Below are 24405 nucleotides of genomic sequence, written 5' to 3' on the forward strand. Positions count from 1 at the left end.
ACTTGAGAAAAACGGTAAGTCATTCCCAACAGTGGGAGTTATCACAGAAGTCAGAGCTGCTGCGGCACCCAAGCCACCTGCACGAGATCTCTGCGGGAACTCATCGGCTCCACGAAAATCCCTCGCCCCGCAGGCTGTTTCGTTGCCCGCACATCACCGATCAGCACGCCGTCGAGCTTCGAACCATCCATGATCAGACCCGAGGAGTTCAGGTTCTTCATCTGGCCGATCACGTTGTCGTAGAGGGCGGTATCGGCCTGTGCGATGTTGCGCGCCGCGATCACGTGCAAGCCGGTGTCACGGCCGTCTACCAGAATTTCCTTCAACGGTTCCAACGGGTTCATCGCGCCGCGCTGCGCAACCATGTGGTAGTCGTCGATCACGACGAAAACCTCGGGGCCGCTCCACCAGGACCGCTCCGCGAGCTGACGGGTGGTCACGTTGTCCGGTGGCCGCCTGGAGCGCATCTTCTCGACCAATGCCGGCAGCGCGTCGCGCATGTCCCGTTCGTTCGTCACGTGCCCGATGAGCATTTCTGCCGGGACGGTCTCCAGATGCCTACGGCGGTAATCGATCAGCAGGACGCGCGCTTGTGAGGCGTCGTACTGGAGCCGAATGGATTCCAGCAGTGCGGCCAATGTGGTGGACTTCCCCGACCCCGACGAGCCGAGCACGATGAAATGTGTCGATACTGCGAAATCGATCACCGCGGGGCCGAGATCGGACTCTCGCACACCGAACGGGACGACGAGTCGCTGGGCCAGCGTCTGCGGCGCAGGAATGCCCGCTCGGACAGCGTCGAGGCCGATCTGCGGTGGCAGCAATTTGACCTGCGGCGCTTGCCGACCGGGATAGCGCTGGCGGATTTCGTTGATCGCGGCAGCCAGACCGTCCGCTGCGGAATCGGCATCGCCCACACCATCAATGCGAGGCAACGCCGTCAGCATGTGCAGACCATCGGTCGAAATACAACGACCGGGACGATTGGCGGGGATAGCGGCCACCACGGCGCGATGAGCGTTGAAGCTCGTGTCGGCCAAGTCACCCAGCCGCATCTCTACGCGGGTTTGCACCAAGTCCTTGATCGCGGGCCGAATCGCGATCCAGCGTGAACTGGTGAGTACCAAGTGGATACCGAAGTTCAGCCCCTGGAGAGCAATCGATTCCATGACCGAGGTGTACTCGTCGTAGTACGGGCTGTTCGTGCCGAATCCTATGTCCCAGCCGTCGATGACCAGGAACACATCCCCGTAGGGATCGCGGTCGATCCACGGCGGCTTCGCACCTGGAGCGTTGCGCAGTGCGCGGAATTTCCGCGTCGTATCGATACCGAACTCGGCGAACATCGTTTGCCGACTCTCGAGCAGGTTCGTGACCAGGGCGATGGTGCGCCGAATACGGTCACCGTCGCGGGCGGCGGCCACCGATCCCACGTGCGGCAAGTTCGCCAACGCCGACAATCCGCCACCCGAGAAGTCCAGGCAGTAGAACTGGACCTGCTCCGGGGTGTGGGTCGTCGCCGCCGACAGGATGAGGGTTTGCACCGCGGTGGATTTGCCGGACTGCGTACCACCGACGATGGCCATGTGTCCCCCGGCGCCGGACATATCGACCGACCATACGTCCTGGCGCTGTTGACGGGGCTTGTCGACCAGTGCCAACGGTATCTGCAACGACCCTTGCGGCACGGCGGGAACCATCCGCTCCAGCGTCGGAGGGGTGATCAACGGAGGCAACCACATCCGATGAGCCGGCTGGCCATGACCGGCCAGTTGCTGCAGCACCGTCTCCATCACCGTGATCGACTCGCCATCGGCAACCTCTGGCGTGTCCTCGACCCGCACCGTTTCCACCACGGCGGGCCGGGTGTCGGCGATATGGACTGTGGTGAACCGCTGTGGCGGCCGATATCCGCCACCAGGCCGTCGCGCGCGTTGCGCGGAAGCCGCGGACACCTGCGCGGGCGCAGTGTAGCGCTCACCTACGTAGGCGGCCTGGAACCGTTGCAGATCACCCGCGCCGACCCGCAGGTAGCCCGCGCCAGGCTTCTTCGGCAGGTGGTAGGCATCGGCGGTGCCGATCGCATCACGCGAGTCGCTGGTCTGGTTGGTGCGCAACGCGATTCGATAGGACAGGTGCGCTTCCAGTTCGCCCATCCGGTTCGCCGGCACCTTCTGCGACGCCAGAAGCAGGTGGATGCGAAGTGATCGACCGAGTCGGCCGATGGCTACGAATAGTTTCGAGAAGTTCGGGTGCTGCTCGAGCAGTTCGGCGAACTCGTCGAGAATGATCAGCAGGGTGGGCAAGGGTCGCAGGTTCGCGCCCTGCTCCCGAGCCCGCTCGTAGTCGGCGACACTGGCGAAATTGCCCGCGTCACGCAGAATCCGCTGCCGCCGCGCCATTTCGCCGGTGATCACGTCTTCCATACGGGTGACCAGATCGGCTTCTTCCTCCATATTCGTCACCACGGCCGTCACGTGGGACAACCGGTCGAAGCCGAGGAAGGTAGCGCCGCCCTTGAAGTCGACGAGCAGCAGGTTCAGTGCATCGGGGGAATGCGTCCCGACCGCTGAAAGCACCAGGGTCCGCAGGAATTCCGACTTACCCGATCCGGTAGCGCCGATGCACATTCCGTGCGGGCCCATGCCCTCTTCGGCCGATTCCTTGATATCGAGGTAGGTGACGCCGCCGGCCGGGTCGTAGCCGAAGGGGATGTTCAACCGTGCGCGGTCCTCGTCGCGGCGCGCAATCCAGGCCCGCTCGACCCGGATGGCCCCCGGATCGGCGATGCCGACCATTTCCTCCCAGGAGGTGCCCCCGCTTGCCTGCTCGGCGGCCACCGCCTCGACCACCGTGGACAACCGGTAGGGCGAAAGGTTGCGCGCCATCGCCGTCACCGCGGCCACCGACAGCGTGTCGGCGACGCCGACGCGGCGCAGCCCGCGCGCGCTCACCTCATTCAGCGATCGATCTTCGGTCACCAGGAACTTCAGGGCACGCGGCAAATTCTGTTCCGAGGCGCCCAGCCGCAGCCACGTGCAGCCGTCGATACCCGATATGTCGCGGTCACTCGCCGGGCCGCCGACGTCGACGATCAGCAGATAGTGCTTGCGATCCAGGGTGGGCTGCGAATTCGCGGAGAACGGCCCGCGATTGAGTCCGGCGAGCACCTTCGTTCGCAATTCGGCGACGGTGCGGTAGACCATCCGGCTCGATCCGATGGCGTCGGTTTCGCTGGGATGCTGGGTGTGCGGCAACCATTTCAGCCAGGACCACTCCGGACTGTCCGGGTTCGACAACACCGCGGCCACCGCCACCTGGTCCGGCCCGTGCAGCACCACAACCTCGGCGATCATCGCGCGGATGAGTCCGGCCACCTGCTGCGCGTCGCCGTCGATGCCGACCTGTGGCGCGGACAAGAGGTTGATCGCGACAGGCATGCCGCCGACCGTGGAATACGCCTTCGCGAACCGGGTCAATTCGACGACGCCGACCGGATCCAGATCCGAGGTCGGCGCGGCCTCGGGCACGATCACGCGCACCTGGTTCGCGATGCGGCCGAGGCCCACCCGTACGCGGAGGAACTGCGGGCTGGCGACCTGCACCTCCCACATTCGCTTACCGCCGATCAGCCGGGCGATTTCGTCCGCGCCCGGATGGGTGTAGCGCAGGAAGGAGTACAGCTCCGCTTCCGCGCCGTGCACTGTCTTGCGATTGTCGGTGATGCTGCGCAGATAGTCTTTGCGTTCCTCGTTGAGGCTCGCCGCTCCGCCACTGTTGCCGCCGAGCGCGCCGCCCATCATGCCGCCCATCGACACCAGCATCATGATCGGGAACATCAACATCATCGGTGACGCCGCGGCGCCGCCGCGGAACATCATGACCATCATCCCGGCCATGGCCGACACCATGATCACCGGCATGATCATTTTCAATCGGGACGGCGGAACCGGCCGCGGCAGTTCGGTCGGTGGCTGCAGCCGCAGCTCGGTCACGGCGGGCGCTTTCGGACCACGCACCATGCGGGCGGGTCGCACAAACCTACGAGTACTGGTCACGAAGTCCCACCGAGCCCGGCGACGATCTTGTTGGTCGGAATCCCGTCATGCTGAATGCGAGCGTCCTTCTGGGACAGGGCAGGGCCGACTGCGAACAGCGAGATGATGCTCCACGGTGCGGGCACCGGCGCACGCATCCCGAGTGCGGTCAGCGTGGGGTCGCCCGCGTCGTGTTTCGGGTCGACGACGATGCCGTAGCGTACGCCGCTGTCGGAGACCCAGTACAGCGATTCACGCAATGGCGACCCCGGCTCGATACCCGTCACCTGCACGAAACTGCCGGTGTCGCGAGGCAGGTAAGCCCCGTCAGCGGTGGTGCCGCGGGAGGTGGGCGCGGACACGAGGTCTACCGCCTGGCCCTGCTCTTCCTTGGTCAGCGGCAGTTGCCTGCCGACCAAGAGTTCGGTGGCCGCATTCGGGTCGACCCCGGAGCGCGACCAGTGATAGCAGGTCACGCCGGAGCGTTCCGGGTCGACGAGCCGGATGGGGCGGGTGGGATATGTCGCCGTGCCCGGCCAGGAGCCGGGACGTAGATTGGCCGCGATCACGTCCGGGCCGACCGTCCTGGTCGACACCGCGCCATGCGAGTCCGCGTTGCGGATCATGGCCGCCAGCACGGCGGTCACCCGGATCAAACCCGTCTGCGAGACCAGGTAATAGGAGGCGGCCTGATCCGGCGTCGACACCGTCAGCACCGACCCGACCGGCGAGGTGAATCCGGAATTCAACGTCATCATGTCCCCTGCGCCGGGCACCTCCGGCACCCGTAACGGCGGCGCCTCCGGAATGGCGTTGATCAGCCCTTTGGACGCGGCCATCACCGGGGCGGTCGAATCGATGCCGAGCGCCATCGCGACGGCTGTATTCGACAGGTCGATCGCCGCGCGCACGACACGTTTGTCGCTGTCGCCGTAGACCAGCCAGGTGGTGGTGTCGTCGCGCAGCAGGCGGGCCTCGCCGTCGCCCAACTGACGATTCGCATCACCGTCGACGGTGAGGGGACCACCGATCGCGGTGGTGCGCACGGCGGAGCGGGTCACGGTCGGCAGACCGGTCGCCGGGTTGATCGGCGCGGCGGCGCCAGTTTTCGCGGTGTCGCACACGGTCCACGACGAATCCGTATCACCGGTGTCGACGATGCTGCCGGGCGCCCCCGGAATACCGACCCACGGCCCACGCGGATACTTCGACAACTCGTCGCGGGAGACCTGAACCGGATTGTCCGGCGAACCGACGATGAGGCGTGCCGAGGTCAGATTCAGCGCCGGGAACAGCCGATTGTTGAGTCGTACGAACAGCGCGCCGGAGTCCTTCTCGGCCACGATCTTCGAGTCCGCGACCTTCTTGGCGGGTTTGAAGAACGCCAGCACCGCGGCGCCCGCGATGATCACACACGCCAAAGCGATGCCGATCGACAGCGCGGTGGAGCGGCCTCGCTGCGGGTCGTCGATCATCGAGGCATCCCGGCGGACCAGGGCGTGTTCGATCCGACGCAGCAGAAACCGCCAACCAGATATCTGGTGTTTGGTCACAACCCGGAAGCGCGCCACCGGTATTCGCTCCTTCCGCCGACCTGCCGTCACACCATATCCGCCGGTCACAGGGCGAATACGGAACATCTCCCCAGTCGTGGGAATTGCCTGACCCGAAGTATTGGACGGTTGAACAGTAGCGACCCCGTGACCATCAGCCAAGAGGCCCGATCACCCGCGGCGCCGAGACGGACAACCACGGCACGATCACCGGAGAAGCCCGACGGGCGCAGACCGCGCGCCGCACAAGAGAACAGCGCAGGCGGGGGCATCACACCCGGTTGGACGGCGCCAAACCTTCCAGCGCCGCCGTGACGTCAAAGGCGTCGATGGTCATCAGTTCCTCGTCGGTCATCGCGGCGATGTCCACGTTCTCCCTGGTGAAGCGGTAGTCGCGCTCGGCTTCGGCCGCCTCGACCACATTGCGCACGAAGCGGCCGTTGCCCGCGAGATCGATCAGCCGCCGACCGTTCTTGCTCTGCCCCGCCAGCTCTTCGCAGCGGATGCGCAGCACCTCGCGCGCCTGCTCGGAGAGGATCGAATCCTTCTTGCCCGCGATGTGATCGGCGATCTGCACCAGTTCGTTCGCGTCATAGCTGGCGAATCTGATCCGCTTGGTGAATCGCGACGCCAGGCCGTCGTTGGACGCGAGGAACCGGTCGATCTGATCCTCGTATCCGGCGATGACCACCACGAGCTTGTCCCGGTCGTTCTCCATCCTGGCCAGCAGGGTGTCGACCGCTTCCTTACCGAAAGCGTCACCACCGGACAGTCCTTCCTGGATCAGGGTGTATGCCTCGTCGATGAACAGCACGCCACCCAGAGCCGAGTCGATCAACGCGTTGGTCTTCGGCGCGGTGTGCCCCAGATGGGTGCCGACCATGTCGTTGCGGGACACCTCGATCACCTCGGCGTTCTCGACGACTCCCAGCCCGGCGAAGATCTTGGCGATCACGCGAGCAATGGTCGTCTTGCCGGTACCGGGCGGGCCGGAGAAGATCAGGTGTTGCGACCGCGAATCCACGGCCAGTCCACGTTTGGCACGCACCTGATCCATCAGCACGCCGGATTTGAGGCGGTCGACCTGCTCCTTGACCGAGTCCATGCCGATTTGGGCCTGCAACAGATCCGATGCCTCCGAAAGGAGGCTCTCCCGTTCCGCGCGCGCCGCGGTGGCAGCCGCCTCGGCCGGGTCGTCACCTGTTTTCGGGTCCCACTTGTTCGTCCGGGACGCAATGAGTTCGGCGGTGGCCACCTCGAACCGGTACGTCTTGTCCCGCACCGCGCGCTGCCATTCCTCGCGTTCGGGCCACAGTCCGGAACCCTGCAGGCCCTTCAGGATCTTGTCGGCGGCGTCGTGGTCTCCGTTGTGCCGCAGCAGCATGCCGAGCAGGAAGTGCGCGTCGGCCCAGATGTAGGAGAGGCTTCCCGAGGAGCTGTCCTCGACGATCCGCTGGGCGCGCGGCAACGCTTCACCGAATCGACCGACGTGAGCCAACGACTGGGCGGTCATCAGTTCGGCCGCGATGTCGAGCAGGCCGTCTTCGAGCACCGGCCGCGCGGCGCGGGCGGCGATCACGTCCGGCCACTGTTTCGTGCGGAAGTAGAGCGACATACGAACGAAATCGGCGACGTCGTCGCTCGGCACCTCGTCGAGAATGGCCGCGGCTTCCTGCCATTCGCCACCATCGGCGTACGAACAGGCCTGCGCGATCGAGATCTGATCGCGGTCGGCCATCGCGACGCGCAGACCGTACATTCCGATTTCGACCTGGCACCACAGTGCGCGGTCGACCAGGCCGGCACGCTGCTGGTCGCGATAGAGGTTGTGCACCGACCGGTACGCGCCGTAGATCACCTCCGAGGTGACCTCCCCCGCCATGGCACGACCCAACCAGGCATCGCACATGTCCGGGTCGAGGTCGGTCGCCGCCCGAAACGCGGCTGCCGCGTGCTGCTCGTTGCGTACACCACCCGCAACCAACCCAAGATTCTGAACACCCGTGTAGAACGCGTCCTCGGCCGCTGACACTCGGACTTCCCTTCCGCCGATCTAGCCTGATCAAACGATAGATTCCAGCGGTCACACTCCGGACTCAACCCCTTCCCGCAGTTGGGAATAACCGCGAAGTGCGGGCTCCGACGCATCGGCCCGCCCGGCTACATATCCCACTCTCCAACGAAGCGCTCCAGATAGTGCAACTTTGAACGTACCGTCGCCTAACGGTACGATCACTCAGGGTCGGCAACCATCCGTCTGCCTACGACCCTCTCGGCGGCGGCTGGCGAGCCGCGATCCGGACTCCAGTCGCCGCGCCGCAGGTCGTGGAGCTTTCGAAAATACTTGCCGCTAATTAGGTGCACACTATTGAACGTTCCGACAGAAGAGGGTACTGTCTGAACACGGATCGCCAGTCCCTCATCCTGACGATCTGAACCAAAAGCAACGGCCGGTAGCACCGGCAGGCTACCGGCCGTTGCGAGGTACAGCCGACCAAGCTGGTCAGACCCCGCGCAGACGGCAGTAAGTCCTTACCTCTACCACTACCGCCACCTACTTTTATCCGCGAGTTCCCATCATGGGGAATGCGCCGCGACTACGGCGACAGCGGATTTGGAGCTTCCCCGCTCGTTTCCGACACTCCTCGGACGAATCCGAATCCGAATCCTGGCCGACTCAGTGGTTCGGCTGCCCGGCGCATTCGACAGCAGCGAAGATGCCTCGCATCGCCTGGACAGGCCTTCAATCCACGCAGCGGACACCCGCGCCAGCACCGTCGGCCGTACGCCGTACGGGCGCGCGGTGTGCCCAGGAATTCAATCCGATCCACGCCCACGACCGAAAACCGCGGCAACAATGGGTGAACCGCGATTCCGGCTCCCCGAGGGAAGCTCCGGCATTGCCGCGCCGCTGCGGTCGGCGACCGATACCGTGTGGCGCATAGCGATCAAGTTCGCCCGCGCGGGGAGTCGGCGGGTCGAGGCGCCTCGACCGTCGGCGCCGTCACGCGGGGCGGCGTGGATCCGTCGGCGGCCGGACCCGCGGGGGCGACCTTCGGGACCGGCGCGGATCCATCGGCGGCCGGACCCGCGGGGGCGACCTTCGGGACCGGCGCGGATCCATCGGCGGCTGCACCCGCAGGTGCGACCTTGCCGGATTCGGTCGACTTCTGTCGAAGCCTGCGCAGGGATGGCCTGGTGGCCGGCGCGTCGACCGCGGCAGGTACTTCTCGGGTCCGGCCGGTTTTGGTCCACGGCGTGACCACCGGTGCGCGAACGGCTGCAGGTCGGGCGCCCTTCGCGCGTGAGGGCTTGGACGTCGACGCTTTCGGGGTCGGAGCCCGGCCACGTCCCCACGGTGTGGCCGACGCCGCTTTCGCGTCGCCCGGCCGGGAAGGTGGCGCACCGCCACCCGCCGGCGGGGTAGCGGCCGGGTCATCGACCGCTGGCGCATGGATGGCGGCCGCACCCGGACCTGACTCCCAGCCCATTCGGCGAGCCTCGGAATCGATCGCCGAATGCGTCGGTTCGCCGGACACCGCGTCGTGGGACGCTCCGACGCCGGCGTGCGGGACGCCCAGCTGGCCCGTGGATACCGGACTCGCCGCGACGGGAAGCTCTCCCGACCGCTCTGGGGACGAGACGGACTGCGCCGGGCCCGATTCGGAAGGCGGCAGCGCGGAACCGAGCCTGGGGTCGGTGCGGTCCGCGGCCCCGGCGTGCGCCGAAGTCCGATCGCCGCTGTTGTCGGCCGGTTGCCCCATCCTGTTACCAGCCTCGGCACCGCCACCGGGCTGGCCACCGACGCCGGGCATGCCGGTACCGTCCCGCCCGGCGAGCGGTGCACGCGCACTGTCGGTTTCAGCGGGAACGACGCTGCGCAGCTCCGGTGGCGCGGTAACGCCGGGCATCGAGTCGGCCAGTTGACGCGGCCAGGAGGGGGCGCCTGTCGTTCCGTCGGGACCGTAAGGGGGAAGGACCGCCGGCGGCGACGACCGATCAGGCGCTACGAGATCCGACGAGTCGTCGAATCTCGTCGGCGTGGTGAAGTCGAGTGTCGATACGTTCTCCGCGAAAGTCGCGGCGTATTGCATGATGTCGTCGGCATGCTCATCCAGCACCTTGGCGTAGCGCTGTACTTCGTCGGGCTCGATGCGCAACGGCGTCGGATGGTCCGACGGTGCGGGAACGCCGAGAGCATGACGGGTGGCGTCGTACACGATGCCCTTGATCATGTCGTCGATGGCGTTCTCCAGCGGCTCGATCGCTCTGCCGAGGACCTCGGCGACGATATAGCCGATCAACGCCTGCTGCATCTGCTCGCAGAGTCGGCGCGCCGCGGCGGCCAGGATGGGCCCGGACGGAGCCAGCGGCGGCGTCACCATGACCGCCGCATAAGAGGCCGCCAGCGCAGCTAGTTCGGCCAGTACGGCCACCTTCACGACGGTGATCACGGTGGCCGCCGCGTACAACGCCTGTTCCACGATCTTGCAGGCGTCGGCGAGCTGGTTCATGTGCGTCGAACTCATGCGTGCCCAGCTCGCGACCAGCTGCTCGTAGGAATATCCCGAGTAGACCGAGCCCATATCGTTGATCACGCCGGTCGCCGAGTTGTGTGTATCCTCCACCTGCGTAGCGAAAGTGCGCACATGCTCGGCGAGGGTGCGCACGTCGTCCTCGTTGATATCCGGGTACGGAACACCAATCATGTTGAGGAAGAACGCGACCTCGCTGGGGAGCTCTATGGCCACGCGTCGATCTCCTCCACGGTCAACGATTCACAGCACCCGCACGACTACGGCTTCGCTGGGCATCCGGGACCATTTTACGGTCGAACCCGTGTAGGGCGCCTCGATTACCATTCCGTTCCCCGCGGCGAGTTGAACATGCTCGGGCCCTCTGGCGCTGAATGATCCGGCGGGGAACACGAGGTCGCCCGGCCGCACGTCCCCGGGGTGCACCCGGACTCCGCTGTAGATCTGCTCATAGGTGGTGCGGGGCAACACCACCTCACCATTGCTGGCCTGGGCGACGGCGTACTGGGTCAACCCGGAGCAGTCGAATCCGCCGCCGGTGGGTCCGCCCGCGCCGCCGCCGCCCCAGACATAGGGCGTATCGAGCCAGGCGCTGGCGGCGCGGACGGCATTGCTACCCGAAGTCCCGTCCGAAGGCACCATGCCACGGCGGCGCAACCGGGAGGCCGACCGCGTCCTGGTCCGGGTGCGAGTGCGTCGCCGGCGCGGCGGGGCCCCGCGCCGGGCCGCGCGCGTCTGCGGGATGGCCGGCGGCATGATTTGCGCTGCCTGCTGCCGCGCGGCGGCGACATCGGCATCCACCTGCTTGGTGGCATTGGTGATGGTGGTCTGCGCGGCGTCGAGGAGGGCCGGACCGCTGAAACGCGTGTCACCCACCGAGGCGATCGCCTGCAGGCGCGTCTGGAAATCCGCGATCTGATTGGTCAATCGGCCGCGACCGTTCATAGTTCCATCGCCGGACTCTCCGACAGCTTTGCGTACGATGGCGTCGCGGCCCGTATGGGCTTCCGCCACCGAAACCTGCATCCCCTGCGCATCGGAATACCGCTTTGCGATCGATCCGGTATGGGCGCGCAAATCGGCCGCCATGGATTGAAATGTCGCCGCCTGGCCGGCGTCGGGCTGCCCATCGCCATACAGCCCGAGTAGCGATTGGAGAACTCCGCCCAGGTCATCCGTCAGCGCTGGTGCCATTCGACCGACTCGCCATCACTCATCACCGACCGCCTCTCACATACTGATAGTCATTGTGTCGTCCGAACTATTCCTACGTATTCCCAATCGTGGGTGGGGACGCGATCCCCACAAATACTTCCCAGTCTCGGGAAGTAGGGACAATGGGGGGGACTTCTGAGAGGCGGTGGCGACGGTATGGCACCACAGGCGACGGATACCAAAGCCGACAGCGTGAAGGCGAAGCTGGCGTCCACCCCCTTGGCGGATGTCGCCAATGCCAAGCACTTCTACCTGGTACAGCTGGATCCCCCACCGGGCGCCTCTGCCGGGCTCCGGTCCTTCATCGCGATGGGTGAAGCCGCGATTCAAACCGCCGTCGACCTGCTCGGCCGCGGGATGCCGGCACCGCCGCCGGATGTCGCCGAACTGCTGAAGCCGGTGGTGTACGAAAATCTCGGCAAAGGCGAAGCAAGCAAGGAATACCAGAAGACGATCGACAAGGTCGACGCTACCCAGTTGAAACTGCTGCTGTTCGACAGCAAAGTACTCAAGACGTCCGAGACGGTGGCCTTGGATGGGGCCAATATCCTCAAAGAGATCAAGGACATCGTCGAAAACCTCAAGGCGACACTGAAGCGAGCGGGCTCGGCCAAACTCAAGCCGCCACAGGAAGCGCCGTTGCTGGAGGCGGTCGCTACCGCCGTGCAACGGGTGTATGACAAGATCGCCGCGTTCGCAGAGCTCAACGAGGACATGGCCAACGGGGGCGGTAAGGGCGGCGGTAGCGGTAGCGGTGGCGGGGCGAGCAACGGTGGCGCTGGTACCGGTGGCGCGGGTGTCGGTGGCGGCGGAGCCGGCGGCGGTGGTGACGGCGGGGCGGGTCTGGGACAAGCCCTGCAGATGCTCGGGATGCTTCCCATGATGGCGATGCCGCTGATACAGCAAATACCGCAGATGCTGCAGAAAGCCGAAGAGGACAAACAGAAGAACGCCGAGTTGCAGGAGCAGAACGGCGCCACACAACCCCCTGGCGACCCGAACGCACCCGCGACAGCAGCTGCGATACCAGGCGTTTCGCAGCGTAAGCGGACGGAGTCCAATGGACAGCCCCCGTCCGCTCCCTCCGGAGAGGGAACCGAAGAACCGGCTCCGCAACCGAGCCCTGAGATTCAGCAATAATCGGTGTCGGCGGGACCCCCAACATACTGTCGTGCAACGGGACCCATTCCACCTGCATCCGATAAACACTCAGCGATCTGTCGGATACAAATCGAACGGCGCAGATTAGCCACGAACTCAGAATCCGCCGTGCGCTAACCGGTGGCCGTGCCAGCGAGGCAATCGGCATCGGTGCCACTGTGGCTGCGAGCTACCGGCAAGCGCGCCAGGATTGTCCAGTTCCATGTCTGCCGCCTGTGCAACCGATCGGGCAACCACTCGCCACCGATTTCGACCAGCGTTTGGAGCGGTGCCCCCGATGGACAACGTGCCATTCCTCGCCACCGTCAGAGATGAACCGGCGCCTAGTTCATACCTGTTCTTGTCGATAGCGACGAGGAACTCGGTCTGTGTCCCCGGAAGCAGACTTTATGTCGTCGATATCCGAGGTCTGAAAGGTCCTGTAACCACTCGAGGCGACGCCTGATAGGTCCACGTACGCACCTAACGCCGCTCGTCGACCACCCGGACGCATCGATGCCTGAATCCAGTTCCGACCCGACGATCGGGACAAACGCCGGTCAGCGTATTCCCCCGAAATCAAGCCGTAGTCACGTGGCGCAGTACATACCGCGAGGGCGGAGAACTCCGACAATCGTCAGATGCCGCCGCCCGCGGTGACCACCAGCCCCGCGGCCACAGCCGACCGCAGCGCCGATAAACCACCACGCAGCGATATCGAACTCTCTGTCCCGCAGCAGACCTCACGATCGTTCCGACGAAATTCCGGGCGGAATCGTCGGCGGAATCGTCGGCGGTGCGACGACCGCGCCAGGCGGCGGCCCCGCGGTGACATTCGGTGCACTGACCTCCGGAGCCGTGGCCGAGCCGGGCCGCACCTCTGGACGGACGACGCGCTCGGGCGCCGCGGTCGAGACCGGCGCCGGGGTCACGACGAACTGCGGATGCTCGACGATCTGCTCGTGCGCATACACCGCATCGCGCAAACTCTGCCGGTCCGATTCATTGGCGAGCAGCAGCGCCAGTTCGTTGCAACGGCGTTCGAAGACCATGGCGCGCAATGGCGAAACGCCCGCGTCGACTCGCAACTGTCCGATCTCCACCCGGCCGACGTCGACACGCTGTCCGAGCATCCCGGCCGCGAGCAAATCATCGGCGTCGCGTAGTTCGTCCCAGAGTTCGCGTGACACCGGCTTGCCGGCCTGCACCACCGCCAGGATTCGTTCGCGCGCCTGCCGTGATGCCGCGGCCTCGGCAATGATCGGCCCGGACCGACCGACCTGAGCGTGCGCATCCGCCGCGAGTTCCACGCACCGCGACCGAATCTGCGCGTCGGGTACCGCCGAGACGTGCTCCAAGGCCGAGACGGTGCCGGTCAATCCGAGCCGGTCGGCCGTGTCGGGCGTGAACTCGCGCAGATCGACGTCGTAAGCCGGACCGACGAGTCCTTCCATAGCCGCGTCGTTGAACCGCGAGCGCAGCCCGGGATCGATCGGTCCGGACGAGACGAGCGCCGACAGTTGCGCATTGGCCTTCGCACCCCAAGCCATGCCGAACTCCGCGAGTACCCGGGCCGGATCCGAGACGCCTTCCCACGGCGATCCACCGCCGTCTTCCTCCGTCAGCAGCTCATCCCAGATCCACGGGGTGGACACCTCTCGCGGCAGGAAGAGCCCGGCCGGCAACCAGCCACGGCCTTCGTTCGAAGTAATGAATATGCCCGTTCCCGCGGGACCGCGCATCACCGCCACCGACCACGCCATGCCCACCGGCGAGTCGACTGCGGCCAGCACACTGCCGAGCAGGGTCCTCGCCAGCACCAGATCGTCGTTCACCTTGTTGCCCACGACGTACGACGGTTCGGATTCCTTGTCCTTCGCGTTGGCGACAGCGGCGGAGAACGGCGTCGACACCGGGATCGGCATGGGTGGCGCATCCGATCGACCGACCGCGCCGGTCGGTGGCTGTCCCGATCCCCGGTCGTCCCCGGACGAGTAGACGGGGCCGGCCGCCGTGGGAGACACGCCCGTCGACGTCGGAGCCGTCACGCCGGAACTCGACCCGGTCGGGGGAGCGCCGGCGCCATTCAGTGTGCTCGAGGTTCCCGGCTGATCCGTTGGCGCCATGGTCGAACCAGGCATACCGCTCGCGGCGGTCGACGGCGACGCGCCATTCGGATCGCCGGGTGTCGTACCGAGAGGGTTCTGGCCGGCGTCGGAGCCGGCTGAGCTGGAACCGGTGCCAGGCGGCGGTCCACCCGTCGAAGGCGTGAACGACGCATCGCTCGGGCCGCCTGGAGCGGTCGAACCGTTGGGCATCCCGACCGGCGGTGTCATCGACGACGGGTTGTCGACCAGTCCACCGGCCTGCCGGATCTGCGAACCGAAATCTTCGTCGGATTGCTCATAGGCGTCCGCGGACGCACGCAACGAATCGGCCGTGCGGTCGTGCTCGGATGCCAGCGCCTCACCCGCCCGCTGCCGAGCGTCGTAGTAGCGCTCCAAGGCTTCATGAACCGGAGAGGCGATCTTGCCGTAGGTGGCTGGAAAGGCCGCGAGCCATTCCGCGGGCGGCTTCGCCCATTCGCGAGTGTCACGTGCGACTTGACGGTGTTGTTCGGCCAGCTGACGCAGCACCGCAGGGTCGATGTCAATGCTCTCCGGCATGCTCGATCAGGTCCTTTCCACCACCGATGTCCCTATTGTTGATCCTTCTCACACCTGGGGAGATCTCTGGGGGTTCCCCGTCTTCGCAATCTTGCGTATTCAATTGCACGACAGCGATTTTCGACAAAACCCGATAATATCCCCTTCGAGCGGGCCGCCTGGTCGACATCACCGGCGGCACAAGAGGACGGCGTCCACCGCGTGGTCGGCAACCGATACCGCTTCCCGACGACGCCCGGCGAACGGATTCGACCCGGCTCGGCGGCGCTTCCCGACTCAGCGTCCTGGACCGGCTGTGATCGTCGGGCGGCGAGCCTGTTGCGCGACGGGCCCTGGGGCCACGGGTTCGACGAAGGTCGGGTGCCCCACGATCTGCGCGTGTGCGTACATCGCGTCACGCAGGCTCTGGCGCGTCGGCGAGTTCGCCAGCAGCAGGACGAGTTCGTCACACCGCCGTTCGAAGACCAACCCGCGCAAGGCGCTCAGGTCCGACGTCGATCGGCCCTCGGACTGGTCGGAACGCAGTTCACCCAGGGCGACTCGGGACACGTCGGTCCGTCGCGGCAACATCGACGCGGCGAGCAGGTCATCAGCATCCCGCAGTTCCTCCCACCACTCCGCCGGCACGTCTCGGTGCTGTCGCAGTGCGGTGAGAATTCGCTCGCGGAGACCGGGCGCGCCCAGAGATTCCAGCGAACCCAAACCCGCCTTGTGCACTCGGACATGCGCGTCCGAGGCCAAATCCCAGCACCGTGCCCCGATCTCGGCCTCTGGTGTCGCCCCGGCGCGTTGTAGCAGCGCGGGCGCCCCGGTCAAGCCGAGGCGATCCTCCAGTCCCGGTTTCGGCGCACTCAGGTCCATCGCCGACGAGACGCCCACCTCGCCCGCCATCGGCACCTCCCCCAATTGCCGCTGCAAATCCGTGTCGATCCGCTCCGACGACGCGACCGCCGACAGCCGTGCCCCGGACTTGCGGCCCCAGGCCAGCCCGAACTCGGCGAGCACCCGCGCCGGGTCGGACACACCCTCCCAGGCGAATCCGTCGGACACCTCCCATACCCATGGTGTGGACATCTCGCGGGGCAGATACAGCCCCGCGGGGAGCCAGCCCCGCCCCTCGTTCGACGTCACGAACGCGGTGACACCGCTCTGATGCCGCATCACCGACACAGCCCACCCGAGCCCGACCACCGAGGCGCCGCCCGCGGCCAACACGCCGCTCAGCAAGGTTCGCGCCAGCACAAGATCGCCGTCCACCCGCTCTCCGAGGACGAACGACGGGACGGCCGCCGCGGTCATGGCCGCGCCGACCACGTCGCGAATCGATTCGTCGCCGCCGTCGGCTTCGCCTGGTCCGCCTTCCGGCCGTTGCCCGCTCTGGTTCGGCGGCGAAGCCTTGGCGGTGCTGGAGGCCCCCGACGACGCTGCGGCCGGGCCCGCGGTGACTTTCGGTACCGCCGAAGGACCTCTTGCTTCGATCGGCGGCACCGTCGACCTGGGCTGCCCCTGGGCCTGCCCCGAACCGGCCTGCGCCGGACCTGTCTGTACCTGACCTGTCTGTCCTGAACCCGCTGGGCCCGAACCAGTCTGCGCGGCCGGAGCCGAAACCATCGACCCGGAGTGGGCGGCCGGCGCCGCCGGTACTACCGGCCCCATGGGGATGAACGGCAGTTGCGCCGAAACCGTACGATCGTCTTCCCCTGCTCGCGTCGTCGCCGACGTTTCGTACCGGGTATCGCGAGGTGTGTCCGTCGCGGATTCGGCCACCGAGCGATCGAGGGGCGTGGACTCCGCGGGACCGTCCGACACGTCCGGGTCGGTGTCATCGGCTGTGCCATGTCGGCTCGGACCGGTGAGTTCACTCTCCGCTATGTGCGCCCGTGATGGCCCGCCCGCAGCGGACCAACCAGGTGCGTCGTGGACGGCATCGGGCGAGTAGGCCGCTGGGATCGCCGTGCCGCCCGGCGCGAACACGGTAGGCGCGGGCGTCGTCGACGAAGGAACGACAGACGTCTCGTCGGCTGGAACAGGATTCGACGTTTCCCCGCGCTCGGTATCCGGTATTTGCGCGGTGACCGGGTCGAGCTGCGGTTCGTCGCTTGCGAGGTCAGGGAACAGCGGTAGCGGGAGGCCATGCTCCGGTCCGGGACGCCCACGCGGACCGCCATGCCGCGGAGAGCCGGAATGGTCCGTGGCGGGCCGGTTCTGCTGATCGTCATCCGGCACTTGATGGCCTGACGTCCAGGGCCCCGGGTGGCCGAGTACCTCGGCGATGCGCGACAAGCTGGGCAGGCCGGTCGGGCTGATCGAGGCGAGCGCGGCCCGGACGACGTCCTCGACCTCTTCCCTGGCCGCGGCGATGATGCCGGGAATCCGGTTCCGGATGGCCTGAGCGTCGGATTCGTCTTCCTCCGCGGCAGCAGCCCGTTTTGTCGCCTGGATCTTCGAGGTGGCGCGATCGACGATGTCCAGGATTTGGTTCCTGGTGCGACGGATCAGATCGGAGAAGTCCCGGAACGTGTCCGCCGCCGCCTCCAGCGCATCGGCGAACGCCTGCGGGTTCGCGCGTTGCAGCAGCATGTCGTCCTTGACCGATTGCAGACCAGCACTGGAGCGCACCCGGTCCTCGAACTCACGACGTCGGCTCTCGACTTCGTTCAGGTCGAGCGCTGCGGCACCGTCGCGCGCGAGACGTTCGAGCGCGCTCCAGTCCGCCGGTGAGATCACCGGCCAGTCGTCGCGAACGATGGCGTCCCAATACGGGCTGTTGCGCTCCGGTTCCATAGGCGAGTCAGAGGAATTCGGTCTTACGTATCCGGGCGCCGCCGGCGTGGTCCTGATGCGCGAACGCGTTGGATACGGTACGGGTGTGCTGGGCAGTCACGTCCGCACCTCGGCCGTTGGTCTTGACTTTGCTCTCGATCGCGGTCTTCATCCACTTCGTGAATGCCGCGAGTGGTTGCTCCACCTTCGCCTGCGGGCGTCGCGGCACGACGAAGTCCCGCGTGATCCGTTCGACTTGGCCGCCGAGCCTGGTCAGCGCGACCGAGTATTTGTCCGCCGCGGCGATCACCTCGTGCGGCTCGTCCATGTCCAGCGGTTCGGTCGTCATGTCGATGTCCTGTCTCAGAATTCGATGGTCGGCACTCAGGAGTCGCGTCTGCCGAACTCGGCATCCTCCATGGCGCGATACGAAGCCTCGGTCGGAAGGTCGAACGAATCGATCGTGTAGGAACGGGTCCCGTTGTGCTCCATCTCGGCACGCAACCCGACCCGCGATTTCATATGGGCCAGCCGGGCGAGCCGGAGGATCTCGGCCGCCAGCCAGCTATCGCCGTTGTCACGGGCGTCGTCGGTGATGTGCAGGCCGATGATCTCCCCGTCCCGGTTGCAGCCGACACCGACGGTATGGTCCGGGTTGAACACCTCGTAGGTCAGGTTCCGCCAGTCCAGCGGCGCAGCCTCGACGTCGTCGTCGGGATCGAAGTCGTCCACGTCGATCGGGTGCATATCGGTCATCGGCTGCTCTCCGAGAGTCGTTCAGCGGGTTGGGAACTGATCGCATAACCGGTACCCGGCTGGTCGAGGTCATCCTCGGCAGCGGAATCCAGTCGCGCCGCGAGCGCGGACCACGCGGCGTCCTCGATGCGCATGACCTGGCGCAACTGCCAGAACCGCGCGCCGAGGTACATCTCCCCGGTGCCGTCGGCGTTGACATCGAGATGGTCCGGACCATCGGTGGTCGCGTTCAAGGTCACCGCCGTCACCGGCGGACGCGTGTCGTCGATGTTGACCAGGGTGGCGCCCCCACCAGGGATGAAACTCTGGCGCAGACGGGCGCTGCTGCCCACCGCGACATCGGAGCTGTTGGTGGTGACGGTGATCTCCGGATTCAATAACAACTGCAGCACCCAGGACCTGGCCGCCTGCTCGGGATGGTCGGCGTTGATCGTGATGGCTAGGGTCGCGGCCAAGTCGACGACGAGGACCATATCCGCGTTCGTGACACCGACGACCACCAGGCGCTTGGCGGTACCGACCGGATACGGGAGGTCATCCGCGGCCAGCGACACCACATCCGCGCCGATCCCGGCGCCGGTCGCGGGATGCGCGGAGACGGTTCCGGTGGCCACGTCGACCGTGTAAGCGACGAGGGTTTCCGTGGTGCGGCCGGCGACTCCGGCCAAGCGCACGAGCCCCTCGTCATGCAACCACCGCACCGTGTCGGCGATGGTGACGTCCGGAGCAGGCTCGGTCATCCCACCCACCCCGGCGCGCCGGAGGCCGGTTCGGGCTCAGCCGCGGGAACCGAGGTGTTCATGATGCTCTCGTACTGCCGCGCCGCGTCGACGGCGCTCTCCCGGATCGCGGCCATGATCTCGGTGACCAGCTCGGGGCCGGTGAGTCGCGCGGCGGTACCCGGCGTCAGATACAGATCGGTCAGTCTGCCCATGGCATCGACCTCAGGGATGACCGCGCCGCTCGGCGACGGCCGCCGCGCGCGGATATTGTCGATCTTCTCGCGCATTTCGGCGATCCGATGCCGCAGGTCACGAGCGGCATCCAGGGCCGCTTGCACGTCCGGGTGGATGGCACTCATACGTTACCTCCGGGTTGGGTCGGGGTCTGGTTCGTCGGCGCGGGCGTCGGCGGTGTCACGGTGGGGGCGATGGTCGGCCTCTCCCCGATCACCAACTCGGTGTGCGGCGTGTCGTCGACATACATCAGGCGGTCGGGATGCCACGCTACGACACGGTTACGGTCGTTACCACCGCCCGTGTTACCCATGCCCGGCGACATCGGCATATACGGCATCATCGGCGAACCGCCGCGCGCGGCTGCGGCATTGTTAGCCGACGCCGCCCCGAGCGGTTCGAGCACAGGTGTGCGCGGCATTTGCGATGTTCCGGCACCGAGGCTGCCCGCGGAGGAGACCAACGGCAAGGGGCCGACGGCGGTGCTTTGCGCGTCGATGTCCGGGATGCCGACGCCGGGGCTGCCTATCGGCATACCGCTCGGACCGCCTGATCCGAGACCGGTCGGGATGCCGAGGTCGTCATACCCGTAGTCGTCGTACCCGTAATCGTCGTAGCTCGCGGCCGAGTCCTGGCCGAGTTGGCTCAGCGGCATTCCGGCCGAGGCCATCGCGCTCATCAGCGCCGGCAACATCGAGTTCAGCGCGCTGGAATCGCCGCCACCGCTACTGGCGGCCTCGCCCGTAGTGTCACCGGTCGGCACCTTCGAGCCGACCTCGGTGGTGTATCCGGTGATCGTCTCCGCGGAGCGCGCGTTCTGCTCCTGGAACTTCGCCAGCGCCGCCTGGATGCCGAGCTCGTTCTTCGAGCGCATCGCGGCGACGAGCTCCTTACGGGCCGCGATGATCTCCGCCGGCGTGGGATGTTTCGCCTTCGCCGTCCGGAATGCGTTGCTGTAGGTATCTATTCCGTCGGCCAGCATCCCCAAGCCCGCGCCGAGTTGGTCGAGCCAACCCCGGTGCTGTCCGAGTTCGGTTGCCGCGTCGGCGCCTACCGGTTCCCAGCGCTGCATCGCGTTCGCCGCGAGCCCGATTCCCCCGGTAGCGGCGGCGTGCGGGCCGCCGGTGAATTTCCGAATCTCGTCCGCGAATCCCTTCGCGGCACCGGGACCCGGACCCGAGTGCAACTGCTGAGCGAAGGTCAACGGGTCGACGGCGCCACCGCCCGCGGGAAACGTGAACATCGGTGGACGCCGCTGACCGATCTCCTGAACTTCCCCCACCGGGTTGCTCACCAAGTCGGGATTACCGCTGCCGCCGACGACACGGCTGCCACGGTCATCGGCATCGGTGTAGTCGGCGGCCGCGGCGCCGATGTTGTACGCCGTGCGTTGCACCTGGTTGAGAACGCCGAGCGTTCCGTTCATCAGCGACGCGGCCTGTGCGTTGAGGTGCGGCACCGCCGCGGCCGAGATCGGGTCGGCCCCGGCGGGTACGACCCACCCACCGGGTAGCGCCGCTCCGGTATCGCGCGCCATTTCGGCGAGCTTCGATGCGACAGCAACGAGTTCTTGCGGATCGACATTCAGTGCCATCGCGACCTCCTCTTCTCCACTATCGCGCGATCAGCTTCTCCGCTACCACGCGATCAGCCCGCGGGGACCGAGATAGCCGGCATTGCCGTGTTGACGGACTGATCACCGGTACCCGGCATCGTCGAGGGGACGCTTTCGTCCTTCGGCGCCGTCAACTCGATGCCCTTCGGATGGGCGAACCCGGCGAACTGACCGAATTCTCCTGCGCTGTCGGTCATCTCCGGGACGAAAGGCTTCAGTTCGCCGTTGACCACAGCTTCGAGCGTACCGCCCTCGTCCGATCCGAAAACCACCAGAATCGCGGTGCGCTTGTCCCATGTCGCGACATCGCCCGTCATCAGCTGGTACGGGTCGACCCGGTCTCCGATCTGCTTCTTGTCCGACCACTTCGCAGGCGTCTTCTCGTACGCCTTCTGCGCGTCGGTGCCACTGGCGTTCCCGAATGCGCCATCCAGAGCCTGCGCGACCATCACGGACACCTTCTGGGTGCGACCATCGGGGAAGGTGTACACCACACTGCCATCCGCACCCGGGGTGCGACCGGGAGTCACGACAGGCTGCCCGCCGGTCGTGGTGGACGGCTGACCGCTGTGCGACGCGGGCGCCGTGACGGCGGGCTGCGTCGCGGCGGGCTGCGCCACGGCAGGAGCGGGGGCCGGTGGAACCACGGGTGCGAGTTCGTCGTCGAAGCGCCGCGGGTCCAACTCCGCGCGCCGGTTGTTCAAGTCCTGGTCGGCCATGTTCCGCATCATCGCCTGCTGCATCATCATCGGCAGCATCGAACTCATCATGTCCATGCCGGAACCCATCGGCGACATCGCGCTCGCGGGCTGCACCGGCGGTGTGACCGGCGGCGTTGTCACGTCCGGCGTGTTCCCGAGATTGCCCATCCCGTTGGTCGGGCCGCCAAGGCCGGAGTTGTCCAGCTCGTCAGGTGACAGCACATCGTCGGGAGTGGTCTCCGGATTGGTCAGGTCCTCCCAAGCGGGCGGTAGCGTCGAGTTGTCCACCACCGGGGGGTTTGTCTCGGGTGGCGTCCCGGGAGGAGGCTGGCCGACGTCGTCCGGATTCAGTCGCGGATCATTTTGCGCCTTTTCCAGTTTCGCGATTCTATCGTCGCGCGCCTTATTTGCAGCCTCGTCGTCGATATCCTTCGCTGATTTATCCATAGCGGCATTCGCGTCCGTCATAATCTTCACGGAAGCGTTCATGCCGGCCGTGATGTAGGTCATGACATGCTCGTCTTCGCTCATCGGATCTTGAGGCGGTGTCGCTGCCTGAGTATTGAGATCATCGATCAGTTCGCTGACGTACTTCTGAGCTTCATCACTCGTCAGCTTCGCGTCCTCGACCTTCTTCTTGACCTTCACATCACTCGCTTGAAGGCTGTCGAACGCTTTCTTGAGGCTGCTGTTGACCTGCAGATAATTGTCGAACATGCTGGATTTGACTTCCGCAAGGGTGACCTGCGGCACCGTACCTTTCAACGGCACATCCGTCTTGGATCCTTTACCGAAGGCCGCCCAGTCGGCTTTCAGAATGGTGAGCAGGCTCTTGACCTCTCCTACATCCCTTTCCAACCAGTCTTGAATCATGTCCGAAAGAGTGAGACGTTGACCCGGCCACCGCGCAGAATACCTGTCAGGCACATATAAGGTCGGCATTTCGCTCATGCAGGTACCTGCGCCGTCGAATTACCCCTGAATTCCACACCTGCCGGGCGGACGGGAAGGATAGCGGGGATTTCCTGCTGCGGGCGACCCGACGGATTCTGAGAGGCCGCATACCCGGCGCCCACGGCGGAACCGCCGTACCAACCGAGCCCGGGCGACCGCATTACGGCAAGCCTACTTGCCGCGGGGAGCGTCCTCGCGTTCATAAGCGACGCGCCCATTCTCGCGCCAGCGAGTCTCGCACCTGTGCTTCCATAGGCTAGAGCGCCATGCGCCGCAGCGCCGGCGATTCCTCCTCCCACCCCACCGAGGGCGCCGTCTATCAAAAAGGCTTCGAAACCCTTGTCGAACTCGCCGGTTTGATACCAGGTTATGCCCCCGCCCACCAACCCGGAAAGCAGCCCGGCGCCGATAGCCGTCCCGAGCCCAGGCGCGACCAACGTTCCGACCGCACCACCGACGATTGCCGCCCCGCCGGTAGCCACCGTCTTACTTATTTCACCCCACGACATCCCGAACGGCATGAGATCACCTACCTGATGCTTTGGCGAGCGCCTGTCCACGACGACCGGACGGTCGTCCCGTCTTCAATTTCCCCCGTTGCGGCCGACACCATCCAGTCAAGGGCTCGCAGGGTTCGAGCATCACCATGGCCAGGTCCGCCTCTCGATCAAACGGCTCATCGTCGAACGGAACGGCGCGAGCTGCGACCGGCCATGCGCGGTACTCCCTTTCGACTTGTTCATTGTCGAGGATTCCCAGCTACGGGAAGCGTCTTCCTCGCCCAATCCGGTCGGGATGGTCCACTGAATACTTACACTGACGTGCACGAATTGCCGTGGTCGTCAGACCGTTTCCCAGTCGGCGGTAACGAACACAGGAGGACATGGCAGATGAAGCCCCCGCCTACTACCGCCCAAGCGCCGTTCTCGTTTTGATCGAGCCAGGTATCAGAGGTAAGCCATGACAAGCGCGGAGATCTGGCCGGTCGAGTTCGACGCGAACGAGCCCGGAGCAGAGGAACGTCAACAACCCAGGCCGGTGACACCGTGGTCGAGTCGGCCGGGCAGTGAGCGTTCGCGCCCTGGTTCTTCTGCACCCGGCCAGCCGGGTCCGTCTGGGACGGGCCAGTCCAGTGATCAGTCGGGTGGTGCTGGGCCGTCTGGTGTCCCGGGTCAGCCTGCTGGGCCGGGCCAGCCCGGTGGGTCGGGCCAGCCTGGTGTTCCAGGGCAGTCGGGTGGGTCGGTGCAGCCGGGTGTGGTTCCGGGGCAGCCGGGTGGGTCGGGTCAGCCGGTTCCTGGTGGGTCGGGTCAGTCTGGTGTTGCTGGTCAGCCTGGTGCTCAGGGTGGTCCGGGTGGTGTGGTGGCTCCGGAGGCGGGTTCTGGGTCCTCGGGTGGGTCTGCGGAGGCGGAGGAGCCGCCTCCTGGGGTGGATCCGGAGTTGGTGGGTGCGTTGTTGCCTGCTGCGGCGATGGCCGGGACGATGGCGATGACGATGTTGCCGATGATCGCTTCGGC

At 66.1% G+C, this 24405-nt stretch carries 14 protein-coding genes; 1 reads left to right on the forward strand and 13 read right to left on the reverse strand.

The window, feature by feature from the left end; translation table 11 throughout:
- Positions 1–50: 50 nt before the first annotated feature.
- The 5 genes from eccCa to AB0B25_RS28340 form a co-directional block, all read right to left on the reverse strand.
- Complete coding sequence (eccCa, locus tag AB0B25_RS28320; RefSeq protein WP_357185706.1) at positions 51–4058, reverse strand: type VII secretion protein EccCa; 4008 nt, start codon at positions 4056–4058, stop codon at positions 51–53.
- A complete protein-coding gene (gene eccB / locus AB0B25_RS28325; RefSeq protein ID WP_357185708.1) occupies positions 4055–5608 on the reverse strand; it encodes a type VII secretion protein EccB in 1554 nt (517 codons plus the stop codon). The genes eccCa and eccB overlap by 4 nt, the downstream gene beginning before the upstream one ends.
- Positions 5609–5861: 253 nt before the next feature.
- Positions 5862–7622 (reverse strand): type VII secretion AAA-ATPase EccA, encoded by a 1761-nt coding sequence (gene eccA / locus AB0B25_RS28330; protein WP_357185711.1) that lies wholly within the window; start codon positions 7620–7622, stop codon positions 5862–5864.
- Between the two features lie 916 nt (positions 7623–8538).
- Positions 8539–10341, reverse strand: coding sequence for a hypothetical protein (locus tag AB0B25_RS28335; protein ID WP_357185714.1), 1803 nt, complete (start codon positions 10339–10341; stop codon positions 8539–8541).
- Between the two features lie 27 nt (positions 10342–10368).
- A complete protein-coding gene (locus AB0B25_RS28340; RefSeq protein ID WP_357185717.1) occupies positions 10369–11319 on the reverse strand; it encodes an NlpC/P60 family protein in 951 nt (316 codons plus the stop codon).
- A 240-nt stretch (positions 11320–11559) separates the two neighbouring features.
- On the opposite strand from AB0B25_RS28340, the gene AB0B25_RS28345 reads away from it, so the two are divergent.
- On the forward strand, positions 11560–12480 hold the full coding sequence (locus AB0B25_RS28345) for a hypothetical protein (RefSeq protein WP_357185720.1): 921 nt from the start codon (positions 11560–11562) through the stop codon (positions 12478–12480).
- A gap of 743 nt (positions 12481–13223) precedes the next feature.
- Here AB0B25_RS28345 and AB0B25_RS28350 read toward each other — a convergent pair.
- The 8 genes from AB0B25_RS28350 to AB0B25_RS28385 all read right to left on the reverse strand — a co-directional run bounded on the left by AB0B25_RS28350 (position 13224) and on the right by AB0B25_RS28385 (position 22810).
- Positions 13224–15146 carry a type VII secretion target gene (locus tag AB0B25_RS28350; RefSeq protein ID WP_357185723.1) on the reverse strand — a complete coding sequence of 641 codons (1923 nt, stop codon included), beginning with the start codon at positions 15144–15146 and terminating at the stop codon, positions 13224–13226.
- A 276-nt stretch (positions 15147–15422) separates the two neighbouring features.
- Positions 15423–17930, reverse strand: a complete 2508-nt coding sequence (locus tag AB0B25_RS28355; protein WP_357185727.1) for a hypothetical protein — start codon at positions 17928–17930, stop codon at positions 15423–15425.
- Positions 17931–17937: 7 nt separating this feature from the next.
- A complete protein-coding gene (locus AB0B25_RS28360) occupies positions 17938–18258 on the reverse strand; it encodes a hypothetical protein (RefSeq protein WP_357185730.1) in 321 nt (106 codons plus the stop codon).
- Between the two features lie 35 nt (positions 18259–18293).
- Complete coding sequence (locus AB0B25_RS28365; RefSeq protein ID WP_357185732.1) at positions 18294–18665, reverse strand: hypothetical protein; 372 nt, start codon at positions 18663–18665, stop codon at positions 18294–18296.
- Positions 18662–19405 (reverse strand): hypothetical protein, encoded by a 744-nt coding sequence (locus AB0B25_RS28370; RefSeq protein WP_357185735.1) that lies wholly within the window; start codon positions 19403–19405, stop codon positions 18662–18664. Before AB0B25_RS28370 ends, AB0B25_RS28365 begins: the two co-directional genes overlap by 4 nt.
- Positions 19402–19746, reverse strand: coding sequence for a hypothetical protein (locus AB0B25_RS28375; protein ID WP_357185737.1), 345 nt, complete (start codon positions 19744–19746; stop codon positions 19402–19404). The genes AB0B25_RS28370 and AB0B25_RS28375 overlap by 4 nt, the downstream gene beginning before the upstream one ends.
- Positions 19743–21215 (reverse strand): PE family protein, encoded by a 1473-nt coding sequence (locus AB0B25_RS28380; RefSeq protein WP_357185740.1) that lies wholly within the window; start codon positions 21213–21215, stop codon positions 19743–19745. Before AB0B25_RS28380 ends, AB0B25_RS28375 begins: the two co-directional genes overlap by 4 nt.
- A 53-nt stretch (positions 21216–21268) precedes the next feature.
- Positions 21269–22810 carry a hypothetical protein gene (locus tag AB0B25_RS28385; protein ID WP_357185743.1) on the reverse strand — a complete coding sequence of 514 codons (1542 nt, stop codon included), beginning with the start codon at positions 22808–22810 and terminating at the stop codon, positions 21269–21271.
- Positions 22811–24405: the final 1595 nt, after the last annotated feature.

Origin of the sequence: Nocardia sp. NPDC049190, from assembly GCF_040648115.1 — a bacterium.
Taxonomy (GTDB): Bacteria; Actinomycetota; Actinomycetes; order Mycobacteriales; family Mycobacteriaceae; genus Nocardia.